Genomic DNA, 14,746 nt, shown 5'->3' with positions numbered 1-14,746 from the left:
CCTAGGACAGAGGAGCCCCGTACCCATCCTTGGGCCCAACCCCCTGCTCCAAGTACCCCGGCTCAGGATCCCGAGGCCCGAACAACGCCGTCAGCCCCAGATGAACGACCAGCGCGGCAACCGGCCAGGCCAGCAACGCCCCCTTCGCCCCCAACTTCAGCGGCGCAGAAAACGTAACCCCCTTACCCACGGCCTTGGCGTGCGCGAGCACATCCTTGGTCGGCCCGAACCACATCCCCAGCCGCCAGGCGAGGAACGAGGCAAGCAGCCCACCCAAGGCCAGCGCAGCGACCAGCGGCACTCCCCCACGCCGCCGCAGCAAAAAGACGACAAGCGCGCTCACGACCCCGAAAGCCACCGCGAGCAGAGTGAACGTTCCGTCCACCCCCACGGCCTGCTCCCCCTCGGAGTCCTTGAGGTAGACGACCCAGCTCTTGTCGACGACGTCCCCGACGAGCGGCACATGCGGCGCCAGCCACCACCACAGCACCCCGAGCAGCACCCCACCGACCGCCGAGGCGACCGTGACGACCACGGCCTCGATCAGCTCGGTCCTGATCCCGGGCCCGTCCTGGCCGTAGGACGCTTCCTGCGGGGGATACACGGGATACCCGGCACCAGAGGCACCCGGGTCAGCCGAGGCACCGGGGTCACCCGAGGTGCCCTGGTCACCCGGCGGCTGCCACGCATCGTGCGGGGACTGGTCACGCGGCGGCGGAGGCGGAGTCAGCGGTGCGGTCACGATGCCATCGTGCCAGGCCCGGCTGTGCGGCGCGTCACCGGACGGCAGCCCGACGGTAGGCCCAGGCGGCGACGGCCAGCGAAACGACCCCGACCCCGGCGCATACCGCGAGGTCACCGAGGACGAGCGCCCAGTCCGGATGGGCCCCGAACGTCTGCGCGAACGCCTCCACGCCGTACGTCGAGGGCACCAGATCCCGCAGGAACCGCACCGCGTCCGGCATCCGATCAGCCGGCAGCACACCCAGCAGCAAGGCCGCGGACATACCCAACTGCCCGAGCAGCGTGGCGAGTTCGGGCCGAGGCGCGAGCAGCCCGAGGGCCGCCCCGAGCCCGGCGAGCGCGGCCCCGGCGAGCGGGACCACCGCCGCCAGGATCCAGATGTTCCCCATCGGCAGCCCGAACAGCACACAGCCGAAGACGGCGGTCAGCACGGTCCCCGGCACGGTGAAGGAGGCGTACGCGCCCGCCGCGCCCAGCACCACGGCCGCGGGCGGCACCGGCAGGGTGGCGTAGTGGTCGAGCCCGCCGCTGCCGCGCAGCTGCCCGAAGTACTGCGCGAGCAGGTTGAGCCCGACGTAGGCGACGACGAGCACGGACGAGCCGGCGACGACGAACTGGGCGTCGTGGCTCCCGCCGTCGACGACCCCGCGCATCATGATCAGGATGCCGACCGACTGGAAGGTCGCCACGAACAGCAGCGGGATCCGCGCGACCCGCGCCCGGGACAGCTGCGCCCGGTACACGGCGGCCATGGACGGCCAGAGCCTGGCCCGCGGCCCGAGCTCGGCCGCGCCACCGTCGGCGGCCTCCGGCACGGCCAGGGGACCACTCGGCAGAACATCGGCGGATACGACACTCACGTCGCGCTGCTCCTCTCGACGCCGGCAGTCGCCCTGTCCCATACGGATACGACGGCCCGTGTACTCATGCCTTCACCAGCCCCTGCGCGTTTCCGCCCAGCGTCAGATACACGTCCTCCAGGCTGGGCGTGGCCAGGGTGAAGTCGTCCAGGGCGGCGAACGCGGCCCCGCCGGTCACCGTGGCGACGGCCACCCGGGCCTCCTCGGGGGCGAGCCTGAGCGTCCAGCGGCGGCCGGACTCGACGGCCCGGTCCCGCAGCGCGGCGACCTCCGGGACGTCCAGCGGCGGCTTCTCCCGCCACACCAGCTCGACCCGCACCTCGCCCGCGACCTGTTCCTTGAGCCCGGCGGGGGTGTCGCACGCGATGACCTTGCCCTGGTCGAGGACGGCGACCCGGTCGAGGACGGTCTCGGCCTCGATGACGTTGTGGGTGACGAGCAGCACGGTGGACCCGCGCTCGGCCCGCCGCCGGTCGACGGCGGACCACACGGCCCTGCGCGCCACCGGATCCATCCCGGTGGTCGGCTCGTCGAGCACCAGCAGCGGCCGCTCCCCGACCAGCGCGGCGGCCACGCACGCCAGCCGCCGCTGCCCGCCGGACAGCTTCTTGAGCGGCCGCCCGGCAATGGCCGTGAGCCCCAACTCGTCCAGTACGGCGTCCCGTTCGGCCCGTGCGTCGCGCAGGTCCAGGCCGCGCAGCCGGGCGGTGGTCTCGGCGGCGAGCGACACGGTGAGTTCGTCGAGCGCGGAGGACTCCTGGCCGAGGTAGGCGAGGATCCGCGCGGCCCGCTCGGGGTGGCGGACGATGTCGTGGCCGAGGATCTCGACGCTGCCGGCGTCGGGCCGCATGAGCCCGGTCAGCTGGCGTACGAGGGTGGACTTGCCGGCGCCGTTCGGCCCGAGCAGTCCGAAGATCTCGCCCCGGCGGATGTCGAGGGTGACGTCGTCGGTGGCCCGCACCTCGGGGGTTCCCGGCGCACCGCGCCGTCCGCGCACCGCCGGATAGGTCTTGCTGAGTCCGCGCACCGCACACACGACATCCCCACCGTGTCGAAGTGCCTGTCCCGCGCGCGTACTCACGGGACGAGACTACGGGGTCCGGGAGCCCCGCCCGTTCGCGGGTCGGTCGAGAACGGCACATTCGTCGGTAAAGCCGTCCCGCCGCGAGGCCGCCCGGCCACCGGACCGACCGGCTCCGCTCACTCTCCGGCAGGCGCGTGCTCGGCGGCCGTCCGTACGTCGATCTCGCGCCAGAAACCGGCCCGGATCGCGTACCGGTCGTGCTCGTCGATCTGGTCGTCCTTGTGGGCGAGGAGGCCGAACCGGGCGGCGTAGCGCAGCAGTTCGCCGTCGATGCGGTGCGGGACGCGCGGGTACATCCCGGACAGTTTCTGCAGGTGGCTGCCGTGGTCGCCGAGGCGGCCCATCCAGCGGCGGGCGAAGACCTGGCCCACCTCGTAGGGGTCGCCGCCGACCGTGGTGATGTCCTCCTCGCGGTCGGCCCAGCGCTGCTCGGCGGTGGTCAGCTGCGCCAGCGTCGGCATCGAGGCGACCTCGGGCGGCTCGGCGGCGCCGCCCGGCCGGTCGACCCACCCTTTGTCGGAGGACCAGCGCAGGGTCGCGCTCGCCGGCTGCTGTGCGGGCGCTGCGGCACCGGGGGCCTTCAGGCTCGCCAGGTCCTTCGGGGTGGGCACGCCCTTGGGCGCGGGCACCCGCTCCTGCGTGCCGTTCTCCGAACCCGCCTCCGCGACCGCGTGCTCGCTCTCCTCGGCCGACCGCTCGCGTGTGGCCGGCGCGGACTCGGGCAGCGGCGCGGACAGGATCGCGGCGATCTCCGGCCGCGGCACGGGCGGCGGCGCGCACACCCCGCCGAGATCCTTCGCCCGTACGGCCTTGGTGATCCAGGTCCGGTCCAGCACCCGCCGCTCGTCGGCCTCGGCGACCAGGTCCTCGGACTGGTTGTAGTCCCCGTCCGCGGCCTGCACGGCCCACAGGTGTACGGCGACGCCGTGCTCCTTGGCGGCCATCATGCCCGGCAGCAGATCGCCGTCGCCGGTGACGAGCACGACGTCGGAGCAGGCGCGGTTGCGGGCCAGCTCGGTCAGCTCGGCGTGCATGGCGGCGTCGACGCCCTTCTGCGCCCAGCGGCCGTCGCTGCGGGTCAGGGCGCCGAGGCGGACGGTCACGCGGGGCATCACGCGGAGCCTGCGGTGCTCGGGCTGCGGGACGCGGTCGGGGGCGCCGTCGAACCAGTAGATGCGCAGCAGGGGGCGTTCGGTGTCGGACTCGGCTCGCTCGCGCAGACCCTGGATGAGGGCGGCGTGATCGACGGTGATCCTGGAACGCGAGGGCTCTCCGGCGAGGAGACTTGCTGCGGCCCCCAGCAGATACCCGGCGTCCACCAGGACGATGCAGCGGTCCACGCGACTCACCCTCTTCCCGGTCGGTTCACTTCGGGCTTGCTTCGAGTCTGCCCGACCGCGCAGGGGTTAACGGCCCGAACTCGATCTTCGGCGTGGCGTTTCGGGGCTTCTCTCTCGTACCAACCATGTCACACACGGTAATTATCCGAAATGCGTTCTTCGTCAGGCTATGTGAATCTGGTCGCGGCCCTGGCCCCTAGATCCCCTTCAGGAGGCAGATCACCATGGCCAAGAACAAGAACCGTGACCGTAAGCAGCCGCAGTCGGAGCGCGCCCAGGAGCAGGCCACGTCGTCCTCGATGGAGGCACAGGCCGAGCAGCGCATATCCCAGGTGACACCCGGCGACATGGCCCGCAAGGGCAAGCAGAAGCGCTTCGGTCACAACTGAGGCCCGCTTCAAGGGTGTTGAACGACTGAGGGGCGCATCCGTTGGCGGATGCGCCCCTCAGTCGCTTCGCTGTGCCTGTTGCTCAGCCGGCCAGGCAGGCCGGGCCGAGCAGCACCTTCAAGTCGCCGAACAGCGCCGGGTCGGGCTTCACCCGGTGCTTGTCCAGGCGCAGGATCGTGGTCTTGGTCGGGCCCTGGAGCTTGATGCGGACCTCGCTGTCGCCCCGGTGGTGGCTGAGGATCTCACCGAGCCTGCTGACCATGGGCGGGGTGACCCTGGTGGCCGGGATGGTGAGGATCACGGGCGCGTTGGTGCCCGCGTTCGACAGGTCCGGGACCATCAGCTCCATCGCGACCAGACGCGGCACGTCCTCGCGCTTGTCGAGGCGGCCCTTGACGAACACGATGGCGTCCTCGACGAGTTGGGTCGACACCAGCTGGTAGGACGCCGGGAAGAACATGCACTCGATGGAGCCCGCGAGGTCCTCGACGGTGGCGATCGCCCAGGCGTTGCCCTGCTTGGTCATCTTGCGCTGGAGGCCCGAGATGATGCCGCCGATGGTGACGACCGCGCCGTCCCCGTGCTCACCTCCGGTGAGCTGGGCGATGCCCGCGTCGGCCTTGTCGGACAGCACGTGCTCCAGGCCGAAGAGCGGGTGGTCGGAGACGTACAGACCGAGCATCTCCCGCTCCTGGGCGAGGAGATACGTCTTCTCCCACTCGTCGGTGGTGAACTCCACGTCGAGCCCGAAGCCCGGCTCGCTGGTGTCCTCCTCGCCCATGCCCCCGAAGAGGTCGAATTGCCCCTCGGCCTCCTTGCGCTTGACCGCCACCACGTTGTCGATCATCGGCTCGAAGTGCGCGGTGAGGCCCTTGCGGGTGTGCCCCAGGGTGTCGAACGCACCGGCCTTGATGAGGGATTCGGTGGTCCGCTTGTTGCAGGCGGCGGCCTCGACCTTGTCGAGGTAGTCGGGGAAGGAGCCGTACTTCCCCTTCGCCTTGCGGGACCTGATGATCGAGTCGACCACGTTCGTGCCGACGTTGCGCACGGCCTCCAGGCCGAAGAGGATCACGTCGTCGCCCTGGGCGGCGAAGTTGTGCACCGACTCGTTGACGTTCGGCGGGAGCACCTTGATCTTCATGCGGCGGCACTCGTTGAGGTAGATCGCGGACTTGTCCTTGTCGTCCTTGACCGAGGTGAGCAGCGCCGCCATGTACTCGGCCGGGTAGTTGGCCTTCAGGTAGGCGGTCCAGTACGAGACCAGGCCGTACGCGGCGGAGTGCGCCTTGTTGAACGCGTAGCCGGCGAAGGGGACCAGGACGTCCCACAGGGCCTGGATCGCCTCGTCGCTGTAGCCGTTCTTCTGGGCGCCGGCCTGGAAGATGGTGAAGTTCTTCGCCAGCTCGTCGGGCTTCTTCTTGCCCATCACGCGGCGCAGGATGTCGGCCTCGCCGAGCGAGTAACCGGCGACGATCTGGGCGGCCTTCTGCACCTGCTCCTGGTACACGATCAGGCCGTAGGTCACCGCGAGGACCTCCTCAAGGGGCTCCTCCAGCTCCTTGTGGATCGGCGTGATCTCCTGGCGGCCGTTCTTGCGCTCGGCGTAGTTGATGTGCGAGTTCATGCCCATCGGACCGGGCCGGTACAGGGCCGAGACGGCGGAGATGTCCTCGAAGTTGTCGGGCTGCATCTGGCGCAGCAGCGAGCGCATCGGGCCGCCGTCGAACTGGAAGACGCCCAACGTGTCGCCGCGGCAGAGCAGTTCGAAGGTCGTGGGGTCGTCCAGCGGGAGGGCGAGCATCTCCAGGTCGATGCCCTTGTTGGACTTCACCATCTTGATGGCGTCGTCCATGATCGTGAGGTTGCGCAGGCCGAGGAAGTCCATCTTCAGCAGGCCGAGCGACTCGCACTGCGGGTAGTCCCACTGCGTGATGGTCACGCCGTCCGTGTGCCGCACCCACACCGGTGCGTGGTCGACGATGGGCTCGCTGGACATGATGACGCCGGCCGCGTGCACGCCCATCTGCCGGACCAGGCCCTCGACGCCCTTGGCGGTGTCGATGACCTTCTTGACATCCGGCTCGTTCTCGTACATCCCGCGGATCTCGCCCGCCTCGCCGTAGCGGGGGTGCTTGGGGTCGGTGATGCCGGAGAGGTCGATGCCCTTGCCGAGGACGTCGGCGGGCATCGCCTTGGTGAGCCGGTCGCCCATCGCGTACGGGTAGCCCAGCACGCGCGCGGAGTCCTTGATGGCGTTCTTGGCCTTGATCTTGCCGTAGGTGCCGATCATGGCGACCTTGTCGGCGCCGTACTTCTCCGTCACGTACCGGATCACCTCGACGCGCCGGCGCTCGTCGAAGTCGATGTCGACATCGGGCATGGAGACGCGCTCGGGGTTGAGGAACCGCTCGAAGATCAGGCCGTGCGGGATCGGGTCGAGGTCGGTGATGCCCATGGCGTACGCGACGATCGAACCGGCCGCGGAACCACGGCCGGGGCCCACCGCGATGCCGTTGTTCTTCGCCCACATGATGAAGTCGGCGACCACGAGGAAGTAGCCCGGGAACCCCATCTGGATGATGACGTCCATCTCGTAGTCCGCCTGCTTCTGGCGGTCGTCGGGGATGCCGCCCGGGAAGCGGCGCTCCATGCCGCGGCGGACCTCCTCCTTGAACCAGGTGACCTCTGTATAGCCGTCCGGGATGTCAAACTTGGGCATGAGGTTCTTGGCCTCGAACATGCCGCTGGTGTCGATCTGTTCGGCGACCAGGAGGGTGTTGCGGCAGCCCTCCTGCCAGGCGTCCGAGGAGTCCACGGCGTACATCTCGTCGGTGGACTTCAGGTAGTAGCCGGTGCCGTCGAAGCGGAAGCGGTCCGGGTCGGAGAGGTTCTTGCCGGTCTGGATGCAGAGCAGGGCGTCGTGGGCGACGGACTCATGGGCGTACGTGTAGTGCGAGTCGTTCGTCACCAGGGGCGGGATGCCGAGCTTCTTGCCGATGTCCAACAGACCGTCACGGACCCGGTGTTCGATCTCGATGCCGTGGTCCATCAGCTCCAGGAAGTAGCGGTCCTTGCCGAAGATGTCCTGGTACTCGGCGGCCGCCTTCAGGGCCTCGTCGTACTGGCCGAGGCGCAGCCGGGTCTGGAGCTCGCCCGAAGGGCAGCCGGTGGAGGCGATGAGACCCTCGGACCACTGGGAGATGGTCTCCTTGTCCATGCGCGGCCACTTCTGGAGCCAGCCCTCGGCGTACGCGTCCGAGGACAGCTTGAAGAGGTTGTGCAGACCCGTCTTGTTCGCCGCCCAGATCGTCTTGTGGGTGTAACCACCGGAACCGGAGACGTCGTCACGCTTCTGGTGCGGCTGGCCCCACTGGATCTTGCGCTTGTTGCGCCGCGACTCGGGGGCGACGTACGCCTCGATGCCGATGATCGGCGTGACGCCCGCCTTCTTCGCCGTGTGGAAGAAGTCGTAGGCCCCGTGCAGGTTGCCGTGGTCGGACATCGCGATATGGGTCATGCCCATCTCGTTGCACGCGTTGAACATGTCCTTCAGCCGCGCGGCACCGTCCAGGAGCGAGTACTGGGTGTGGACATGCAGGTGCGTGAACGGCGGCTTTGACACGGCTTGGCCTCCAGGGGAAACAGTCGACAACAGACAGCGGGCGGTCTGGGGGGACGAGACCGAATCCTATGCCTCGCCACTGACACACGGCGGGCACTCCCGCGTACCTTCAAGCGTTGGAAAGTGACGACAGACCCGTCACATGTCACGCACCACCCGTACCAGGAGGCACAGAGCGATGTCGGTTCCGCAGCTCAACGACGAGCACCGCGGCGAGGAGATCCTTGCCGTCTTCGACACCGCCTTCGGCGAGCTCCTGGCCGCCGACCCGGCCGCGTTCCGCGTGAAGTTCCGGAAGATGGCAGCCTCGGCGTTCGCGTTCTACCGGGGCACGGCGTGCCTCTTCTACCACGACCTCACTGCGAACAATCAGTTTGGCTCGAAGCGGGGCGGCCCCTACCTGGACGACCGCACCTCGCGCGTGTGGATCCACGGCGACCTGCACGCCGAGAACTTCGGCACGTACATGGACTCGAACGGCCGCCTGGTCTTCAACGTCAACGACTTCGACGAGGCCTACGTCGGCCCCTTCACCTGGGACCTCAAGCGCTTCGCCGCCTCCGTCGCGCTGATCGGGTACGCGAAGGCGCTCAGTGACGAGCAGATCACCGAGCTGGTGCAGGTCTACGCGGGCGCGTACCGCGAGCGGGTGCACGCGCTGGCGACCGGCGCGAAGAGCGACGAGGTGCCGCCGTTCACGCTGGACACGGCCGACGGCCCGCTGCTGGGCGCGCTGCGCACGGCCCGCTCGCTGACCCGTTTCGAGCTGCTGGACTCGATGACGGAGATCCGTGACTTCGAGCGCCGGTTCGCGTCGGGCGGCGGCTCCATCGAGCTGGACGCGGCGACCCGCTACAAGGTCCTCGCGGCCTTCGACGGCTACCTGGAGACGCTTCCCGAGTCCTCCCTGGACCGCCCCGACTCCTACCGCGTGAAGGACGTCGTCGGCCGCCGGGGCATCGGCATCGGCTCGGCCGGGCTGCCGTCGTACAACATCCTCCTGGAGGGCAACAGCGACGCCCTGGAGAACGATGTGGTGATCTACATCAAGCAGGCCCAGACGCCGGCCGTCTCGCGGCACATCACGGACGCGGCGATCCGGGACTACTTCCAGCACGAGGGGCACCGCACGGTGATCTCCCAGCGTGCCCTCCAGGCGCACGCGGACCCGTGGCTGGGCTGGACCGAGCTGGGCGGGACCGGGCAGCTGGTCGCCGAGGTGTCGCCGTACGCGGTGGACCTGGACTGGAGCGACATCGACGACCCGGAGGAGATCGCCGCCGTCGTCGCGGACCTGGGGCGGGCCACGGCGACCATGCACGCGGCGGCCGACGACCAGTCCGGCGAGTCCCTGGTGCCGTTCTCCACGGAGCGGGCCATCGACGCGGCGATCGCGGCCGACGAGGACGGCTTCGCGGGCGTGCTCGTCGACTTCGCGCACAGCTACGGCGCACGCGCGCGTGCCGACCACCAGACCTTCGTCGACCTGTTCCGCAACGGCCGGATTCCGGGTCTGTAACCATCCGTACGCTCACAGGAACCCTTTAGCGGTGCCTTACCGGAGCACGTGACAGACTCTCTCCGCTATGGACATATCCGGGATCCAGCTCAGGGCCGTACGCGCGGCGCTGTTCACGGCACTGGTCGTGACGCTCAGCACCGCGTCGCACGTGCTGCTGTCCCGGGTCCCGCTTCCGCTCGGCACGGTGGCGGCGATCGCCGCCACCGTGTTCGTGATCGCGTACGCGCTCGCGGGCCGCGAGCGCGGCTTCGGCAAGATCGCCGCACTGCTGATCCCGCTGGAGCTGGCCGCCGACACGGTCTTCACCACCGGCCAGCACGCCTGCTACGGCAGGGCGGGCGGCCCGGTCGCCGGCCCCCTGCGCGCGGTCGGCCTGGACGTACTGTGCAGCGGCGGCAGCGTGGGTACCTCCCTGGCCCGGATGACCGACAACCCCCATCAGGCGGCGGCGCTGCTCGCGCACACCGACGCCACCGCCGCCTGGCTGCTCCTCGGCGCGCACATCGGCGTCGGTCTCCTCGCCGCCGCCTATCTGCGCCGCGGCGAGCGCGCGATCTCCGAACTGCTGCGCGCGGCAGCGGCGGTGGGCTTCCGCCCGTTGCTCCTGGCCGTCGCCGCGGTGTCGGGCCGACGCACCGCGCCGGTCCGCCGGCTGCCGCGCGCCACGCACCGCACGGCCACCGCCCGTGAGCGGCTGCTGGTGCACTCCCTGGGACGGCGTGGACCGCCGTGCTCGGTCCTGCCCGCGGTCTGAACACCCCACAGGTACCTGAGCACACATCAGTCCCCCACACGTATTCCGCGTACGACGTGTACGCGTCCCATATGGAGATCACCAACATGAGCAAGCGGAACAGCGCGGCGGCGAAGACGGCGGCCCGTGAGCGGCTGCGCGCCGAGCGCGAACGTCAGGCCAAGCGCGCCAAGGTCAGGCGGCAGCTCATAGTCGCCGCTTCGGTCGTCGGCGTCCTCGCGATAGCCGGCGGCATCGGCTACGCCGTCGTACAGAACAACAAGCCCACCTACTGGGAGTCGGCGAAGGACGACAAGCTCGTCAAGCCGGCCAACACCACCGGCACCAACGGCACGACGCTCGTCCTCGGCAAGAGCACCGCCAAGAAGACCCTGGTCATGTACGAGGACCCGCGCTGCCCGATCTGCGCCCAGTTCGAGCAGACCGTCGGCTCGACCGTGAAGAGCGACTTCGACGCCGGCAAGTTCAAGATCCAGTACGTCGGCGCCACGTTCATCGACAACAAGGACAACGGCGAGGGCTCCAAGAACGCGCTGAGCGCCATGGGCGCCGCGCTGAACGTCAGCCCCGAGGCGTTCCTCGAATACAAGACCGCGCTCTACTCGACGAAGTACCACCCGGACGAGACGACCGACAAGTTCAAGGACGACTCGTACCTGATCAAGGTCGCGAACACGGTCCCCGCCCTGAAGAACAACGCGGCCTTCCAGAAGGCCGTGAAGGACGGCACCTACGACAAGTGGGCGCTGGACATGTCCGCGACGTTCGACAAGAGCGGGGTGACCGGCACCCCGACCCTGAAGATGGACGGCAAGACGCTGACCGGCTCGGACGGCACGAACGCGCCGATGACGGTGGCCGACTTCACCACGGCGATCACGGCGGCCCTCAAGGCCTGAGCCTTGTTGTAAGACGGCGTTGCAAGACGCGCAGCCGAAGAGCGGGCGAACTTTTACGAGTTCGCCCGCTCTCGTTAATACTGATCAGTAACCTGGTCGCTCGTGACCAGTCGATACAGAGCACCCGAGGACGTCAACTCGCCCTCCCCGCGCCGCCGTACGGTCGTCAAGGCCGCGGCCGCCACCGCCGTCCTGACCGGCCCGCTGATCGCCGCGCTGCCCGCGACGGCCGCCACCGACACCCCCTCCTTCCTGCACGGGGTCGCCTCCGGGGACCCGCTCCCGGACGGCGTCCTGCTGTGGACCCGGGTGACACCCACCGCCGAGGCGGTCCCCGGCTCCGGGCTCGGCCCGGACACCGAGGTGGGCTGGACCGTAGCCACCGACAAGGCGTTCACGAACGTCGTCTCCCGGGGCTCGCTCACCGCGACCGCCGCCTCCGACCACACCGTCAAGGCCGACATCCGCGGCCTGGCCCCGGCCACCGACTACTGGTTCCGCTTCTCGGCCGGCGGCACCGACTCCCCGGCGGCGCGCACCCGCACCGCGCCGGCGGCGGACGCGACCGTGTCCGGCCTGCGCTTCGGCGTCGTCACCTGCGCCAACTGGGAGGCGGGCTACTTCTCGTCGTACCGCCATCTCGCGGCCCGCAACGACCTGGACGCCTGGCTGCACCTGGGTGACTACATCTACGAGTACAAGTCCGGCGAGTACGCGGCGCGCGGCATGGTCGTACGACAGCACGCGCCCCTGAATGAGATCATCACGCTCGCCGACTACCGCACCCGGCACGGCAAGTACAAGACCGACCCGGACCTCCAGGCGCTGCACGCCAAGGCGCCGGTCGTCGCGATCTGGGACGACCACGAGTTCGCGGACAACGCCTGGTCGGGCGGCGCGGTCAACCACACCGAGGGCGCCGAGGGCACCTGGACGGCCCGTCAAGCGGCCGCGAAACAGGCGTACTTCGAGTGGATGCCGGTCCGCCCGGCGATCGCGGGCACCACCTACCGCCGCCTGCGCTTCGGCAAGCTCGCCGATCTCTCGCTCCTCGACCTGCGCTCCTTCCGTTCGCAGCAGGCGAGTTCGGGCAGCGGCGCGGTCGACGACCCGGACCGTACGATCACGGGACGCGCCCAACTCGACTGGCTGAAGGCCGGGTTGACGGCGTCGGACACCAAGTGGCGGCTGGTCGGCAACTCGGTGATGATCGCGCCGTTCGTCATCGGCTCGCTCACCGCCGACCTGCTCAAGCCGCTCGCCAAGCTGCTGGACCTGCCGCAGGACGGCATAGGCGTCAACACCGACCAGTGGGACGGCTACACCGACGACCGCCGTGAACTCCTCGCGCATCTGCGCTCGAACGCGATCGGCAACACGGTCTTCCTCACCGGCGACATCCACATGTCCTGGGCCAACGACGTGCCGGTGGACGCCGGAACGTACCCGCTGTCGGCGTCCGCGGCAACGGAGTTCGTGATCACCTCGGTCACCTCCGACAACCTCGACGACATAGTGAAGGTCCCCGAGGGCACGGTCTCCGCGCTCGCCGCACCCCTCATCCAGGTCGCCAACCGGCACGTCCACTGGGTCGACACGGACCGCCACGGCTACGGCGTCCTCGACATCACGGCCGACCGGGCGCAGATGGACTACTACGTCCTGTCCGACCGCACATCGGCGACCGCGGCCTCGTCCTGGGAGCGGTCGTACCGCACACGGAGCGGCACGCAGAAGGTGGAGCGGACGTACGACCCGGTGTAGTCACAGCGTTTCGAGGAAACCGAGGGCCACCCGCCAGGTGGCCTCGGCGGCCTCCTCGTCGTAGTCCGGGAGGCCGGGGTCGGTGTACAGGTGGCCGGCTCCGGCGTACCGGTAGATCTCGACGTCGGCGCCGGCCCTGCCCATCTGCAGGTACCAGGAGCTGAGCCAGTCGTCCGTCTCGAACTGGTCCGGCTCGGCGACGTGCAGTTGCACCGGCAGGTCGTCGACGGAGGCGTTGGCCGCGATGTCCGAGGTGCCGTGCAGGAGGAGCAGCCCGCGAGCCTTCTCGTCGCCGAGGGCGAGGGTCTGCGCGACGGAGGCGCCCAGCGAGAACCCGGCGTAGACGAGACCGCGCTCGGAGTAGGGGGCGGCGGCCAGCACGGCCCGCTTGAGCACCTCGTCCTTGCCGATCCCGTCGTTGAAGGCCATGCCCTCCTCGACCGTCTCGAACGTATGCCCCTCGAAGAGGTCCGGGGTCCACACCTCGTGGCCCGCCGCGCGCAGCCGCTCGGCGGCGTCGCGCACCGCCGGCCGGAGACCGTACGTGGAGTGGAAGAGCATGATGTTCATGAAGCCATCGTGCCAGTACGGTCGGACACATGGAGAACGTACTGCGCCCGCTGATCGTCATCGGCGGCTCCGTCGTCCTCACGCTGCTCATCGGCTGGGTCACCGACCTGCTGCTGCGCAAGGCGGACGCCCGGCACGACGACACCACGCTGTGGGGCCTGCTGCGCCGCGGCCGAGTGCCGTACCACCTGGTGCTCTGCGCGGCCTTCCTCAGAGGCTCCTACGACCAGGCCCAACTGCTGGAGGAACACCGGGTCGGCACCGGCCAGACCCTGACCCTGGTGCTGATCGGCGCCACCGCGTGGCTGATGATCCGGGTCGCGGCGGCGATCGTGGAGTCGTCGTACGCGCGCTACGCCCGAGCCTCCCGCGACGCGGCCCGGGTCCGCCGGGTCCGGACCCAGGTGACGCTGATCACGCGGGTGGTGGCCGCGATCGTCGGCGTGGTGGCGGTCGCCGCGATGCTGCTGACGTTCCCGGCGATGCGCGCGGCCGGCGCGTCCCTGCTGGCCTCGGCGGGCGTCCTGGGCATCGTCGCCGGTGTCGCCGCCCAGTCGACGCTCGCCAACCTCTTCGCGGGACTGCAGATCGCCTTCGGCGACATGGTACGCATCGGCGACACCGTGGTCGTGGACGGCGAGTGGGGCACGATCGAGGAGATCACCCTGACCTTTCTGACGGTCCGCACCTGGGACGAGCGCCGGATCACCATGCCGGTGTCGTACTTCACGTCCAAGCCCTTCGAGAACTGGTCCCGCGGCACCCCCGAGATGACCGGCATCGTCTATTTCCAGGTGGACCACTCGGCCCCGGTCGACGCGATGCGCACGCAGCTCCGCGAGATCCTGCGCGCTTGCCCGGCCTGGGACGGCCGCAGCTACGGCCTCGTCGTCACCGACACCACCCCGAACACCATGGAGGTCCGAGCCCTGGTCACGGCAAAGGACGCGGACGACATCTGGACAGTACGGGTCACAGTCCGCGAACAGATGATCCGCTGGCTGTACCTGGAGCATCCGTACGCCCTCCCCCGCGTCAACACGGCGGACGCGGCACCGATCCCGGGCGAGGATCCGTCGCCCAACGGCGGTGCTTCCCGCTCGGCTCACGAGCCTCCGGGGGGCAACCGGGGCTGAGGGCTGGGCGGGGCTGGCATGCCGGTCGATTGACGGCCACGGCTGAATTCCCCACCCACGCC

12 protein-coding genes are annotated in these 14,746 nt (G+C 69.6%); 6 read left to right on the top strand and 6 right to left on the bottom strand.

Translation table 11 applies throughout. The features are described from left to right. Nucleotide 1: 1 nt before the first annotated feature. From AC31A1_RS30980 to AC31A1_RS30965, 4 genes are all read right to left on the bottom strand, one after another. Nucleotides 2–742 (bottom strand): DUF2567 domain-containing protein, encoded by a 741-nt coding sequence (locus tag AC31A1_RS30980; RefSeq protein ID WP_489656496.1) that lies wholly within the window; start codon nt 740–742, stop codon nt 2–4. 34 nt (nt 743–776) lie between these two features. Next, on the bottom strand, nt 777–1,604 hold the full coding sequence (locus AC31A1_RS30975) for an ABC transporter permease (RefSeq protein ID WP_489656495.1): 828 nt from the start codon (nt 1,602–1,604) through the stop codon (nt 777–779). Nucleotides 1,605–1,668: 64 nt separating this feature from the next. Beyond that, complete coding sequence (locus tag AC31A1_RS30970; protein ID WP_405996547.1) at nt 1,669–2,640, bottom strand: ABC transporter ATP-binding protein; 972 nt, start codon at nt 2,638–2,640, stop codon at nt 1,669–1,671. A gap of 164 nt (nt 2,641–2,804) precedes the next feature. Continuing rightward, nucleotides 2,805–4,028 carry an NYN domain-containing protein gene (locus AC31A1_RS30965; protein ID WP_489656494.1) on the bottom strand — a complete coding sequence of 408 codons (1,224 nt, stop codon included), beginning with the start codon at nt 4,026–4,028 and terminating at the stop codon, nt 2,805–2,807. 224 nt (nt 4,029–4,252) lie between these two features. On the opposite strand from AC31A1_RS30965, the gene AC31A1_RS30960 reads away from it, so the two are divergent. Beyond that, on the top strand, nt 4,253–4,417 hold the full coding sequence (locus tag AC31A1_RS30960) for a hypothetical protein (protein WP_019062300.1): 165 nt from the start codon (nt 4,253–4,255) through the stop codon (nt 4,415–4,417). An 82-nt stretch (nt 4,418–4,499) separates the two neighbouring features. Here AC31A1_RS30960 and dnaE read toward each other — a convergent pair whose 3' ends face one another. Then, nucleotides 4,500–8,039, bottom strand: a complete 3,540-nt coding sequence (dnaE, locus tag AC31A1_RS30955) for a DNA polymerase III subunit alpha (protein WP_489656493.1) — start codon at nt 8,037–8,039, stop codon at nt 4,500–4,502. Between the two features lie 178 nt (nt 8,040–8,217). Between dnaE and AC31A1_RS30950 the strand changes: the two genes are divergently transcribed. The 4 genes from AC31A1_RS30950 to AC31A1_RS30935 all read left to right on the top strand — a co-directional run bounded on the left by AC31A1_RS30950 (nt 8,218) and on the right by AC31A1_RS30935 (nt 12,978). Beyond that, nucleotides 8,218–9,558 (top strand): DUF2252 domain-containing protein, encoded by a 1,341-nt coding sequence (locus tag AC31A1_RS30950; RefSeq protein ID WP_489656492.1) that lies wholly within the window; start codon nt 8,218–8,220, stop codon nt 9,556–9,558. A gap of 67 nt (nt 9,559–9,625) precedes the next feature. After that, the gene (locus AC31A1_RS30945; protein WP_489656491.1) at nt 9,626–10,315 is read left to right on the top strand and encodes a hypothetical protein; all 690 of its coding nucleotides are present in this window, start codon (nt 9,626–9,628) and stop codon (nt 10,313–10,315) included. 86 nt (nt 10,316–10,401) lie between these two features. Beyond that, nucleotides 10,402–11,214 (top strand): thioredoxin domain-containing protein, encoded by an 813-nt coding sequence (locus tag AC31A1_RS30940; protein ID WP_489656490.1) that lies wholly within the window; start codon nt 10,402–10,404, stop codon nt 11,212–11,214. A gap of 102 nt (nt 11,215–11,316) precedes the next feature. Further along, nucleotides 11,317–12,978 carry an alkaline phosphatase D family protein gene (locus AC31A1_RS30935; RefSeq protein WP_489656489.1) on the top strand — a complete coding sequence of 554 codons (1,662 nt, stop codon included), beginning with the start codon at nt 11,317–11,319 and terminating at the stop codon, nt 12,976–12,978. On the opposite strand, the gene AC31A1_RS30930 is transcribed toward AC31A1_RS30935, so the two are convergent. Beyond that, a complete protein-coding gene (locus AC31A1_RS30930; RefSeq protein WP_489656488.1) occupies nt 12,979–13,548 on the bottom strand; it encodes a dienelactone hydrolase family protein in 570 nt (189 codons plus the stop codon). A 29-nt stretch (nt 13,549–13,577) separates the two neighbouring features. Between AC31A1_RS30930 and AC31A1_RS30925 the strand changes: the two genes are divergently transcribed. Beyond that, nucleotides 13,578–14,684, top strand: a complete 1,107-nt coding sequence (locus tag AC31A1_RS30925; protein WP_489656487.1) for a mechanosensitive ion channel family protein — start codon at nt 13,578–13,580, stop codon at nt 14,682–14,684. Nucleotides 14,685–14,746 lie beyond the last annotated feature (62 nt).

The sequence above is a fragment of the Streptomyces sp. P5F9 genome (genome assembly GCF_057961495.1).
The sequence above is the reverse complement of the archived record's forward strand: the minus strand, read 5'-3'. Positions and strand labels throughout refer to the sequence as shown.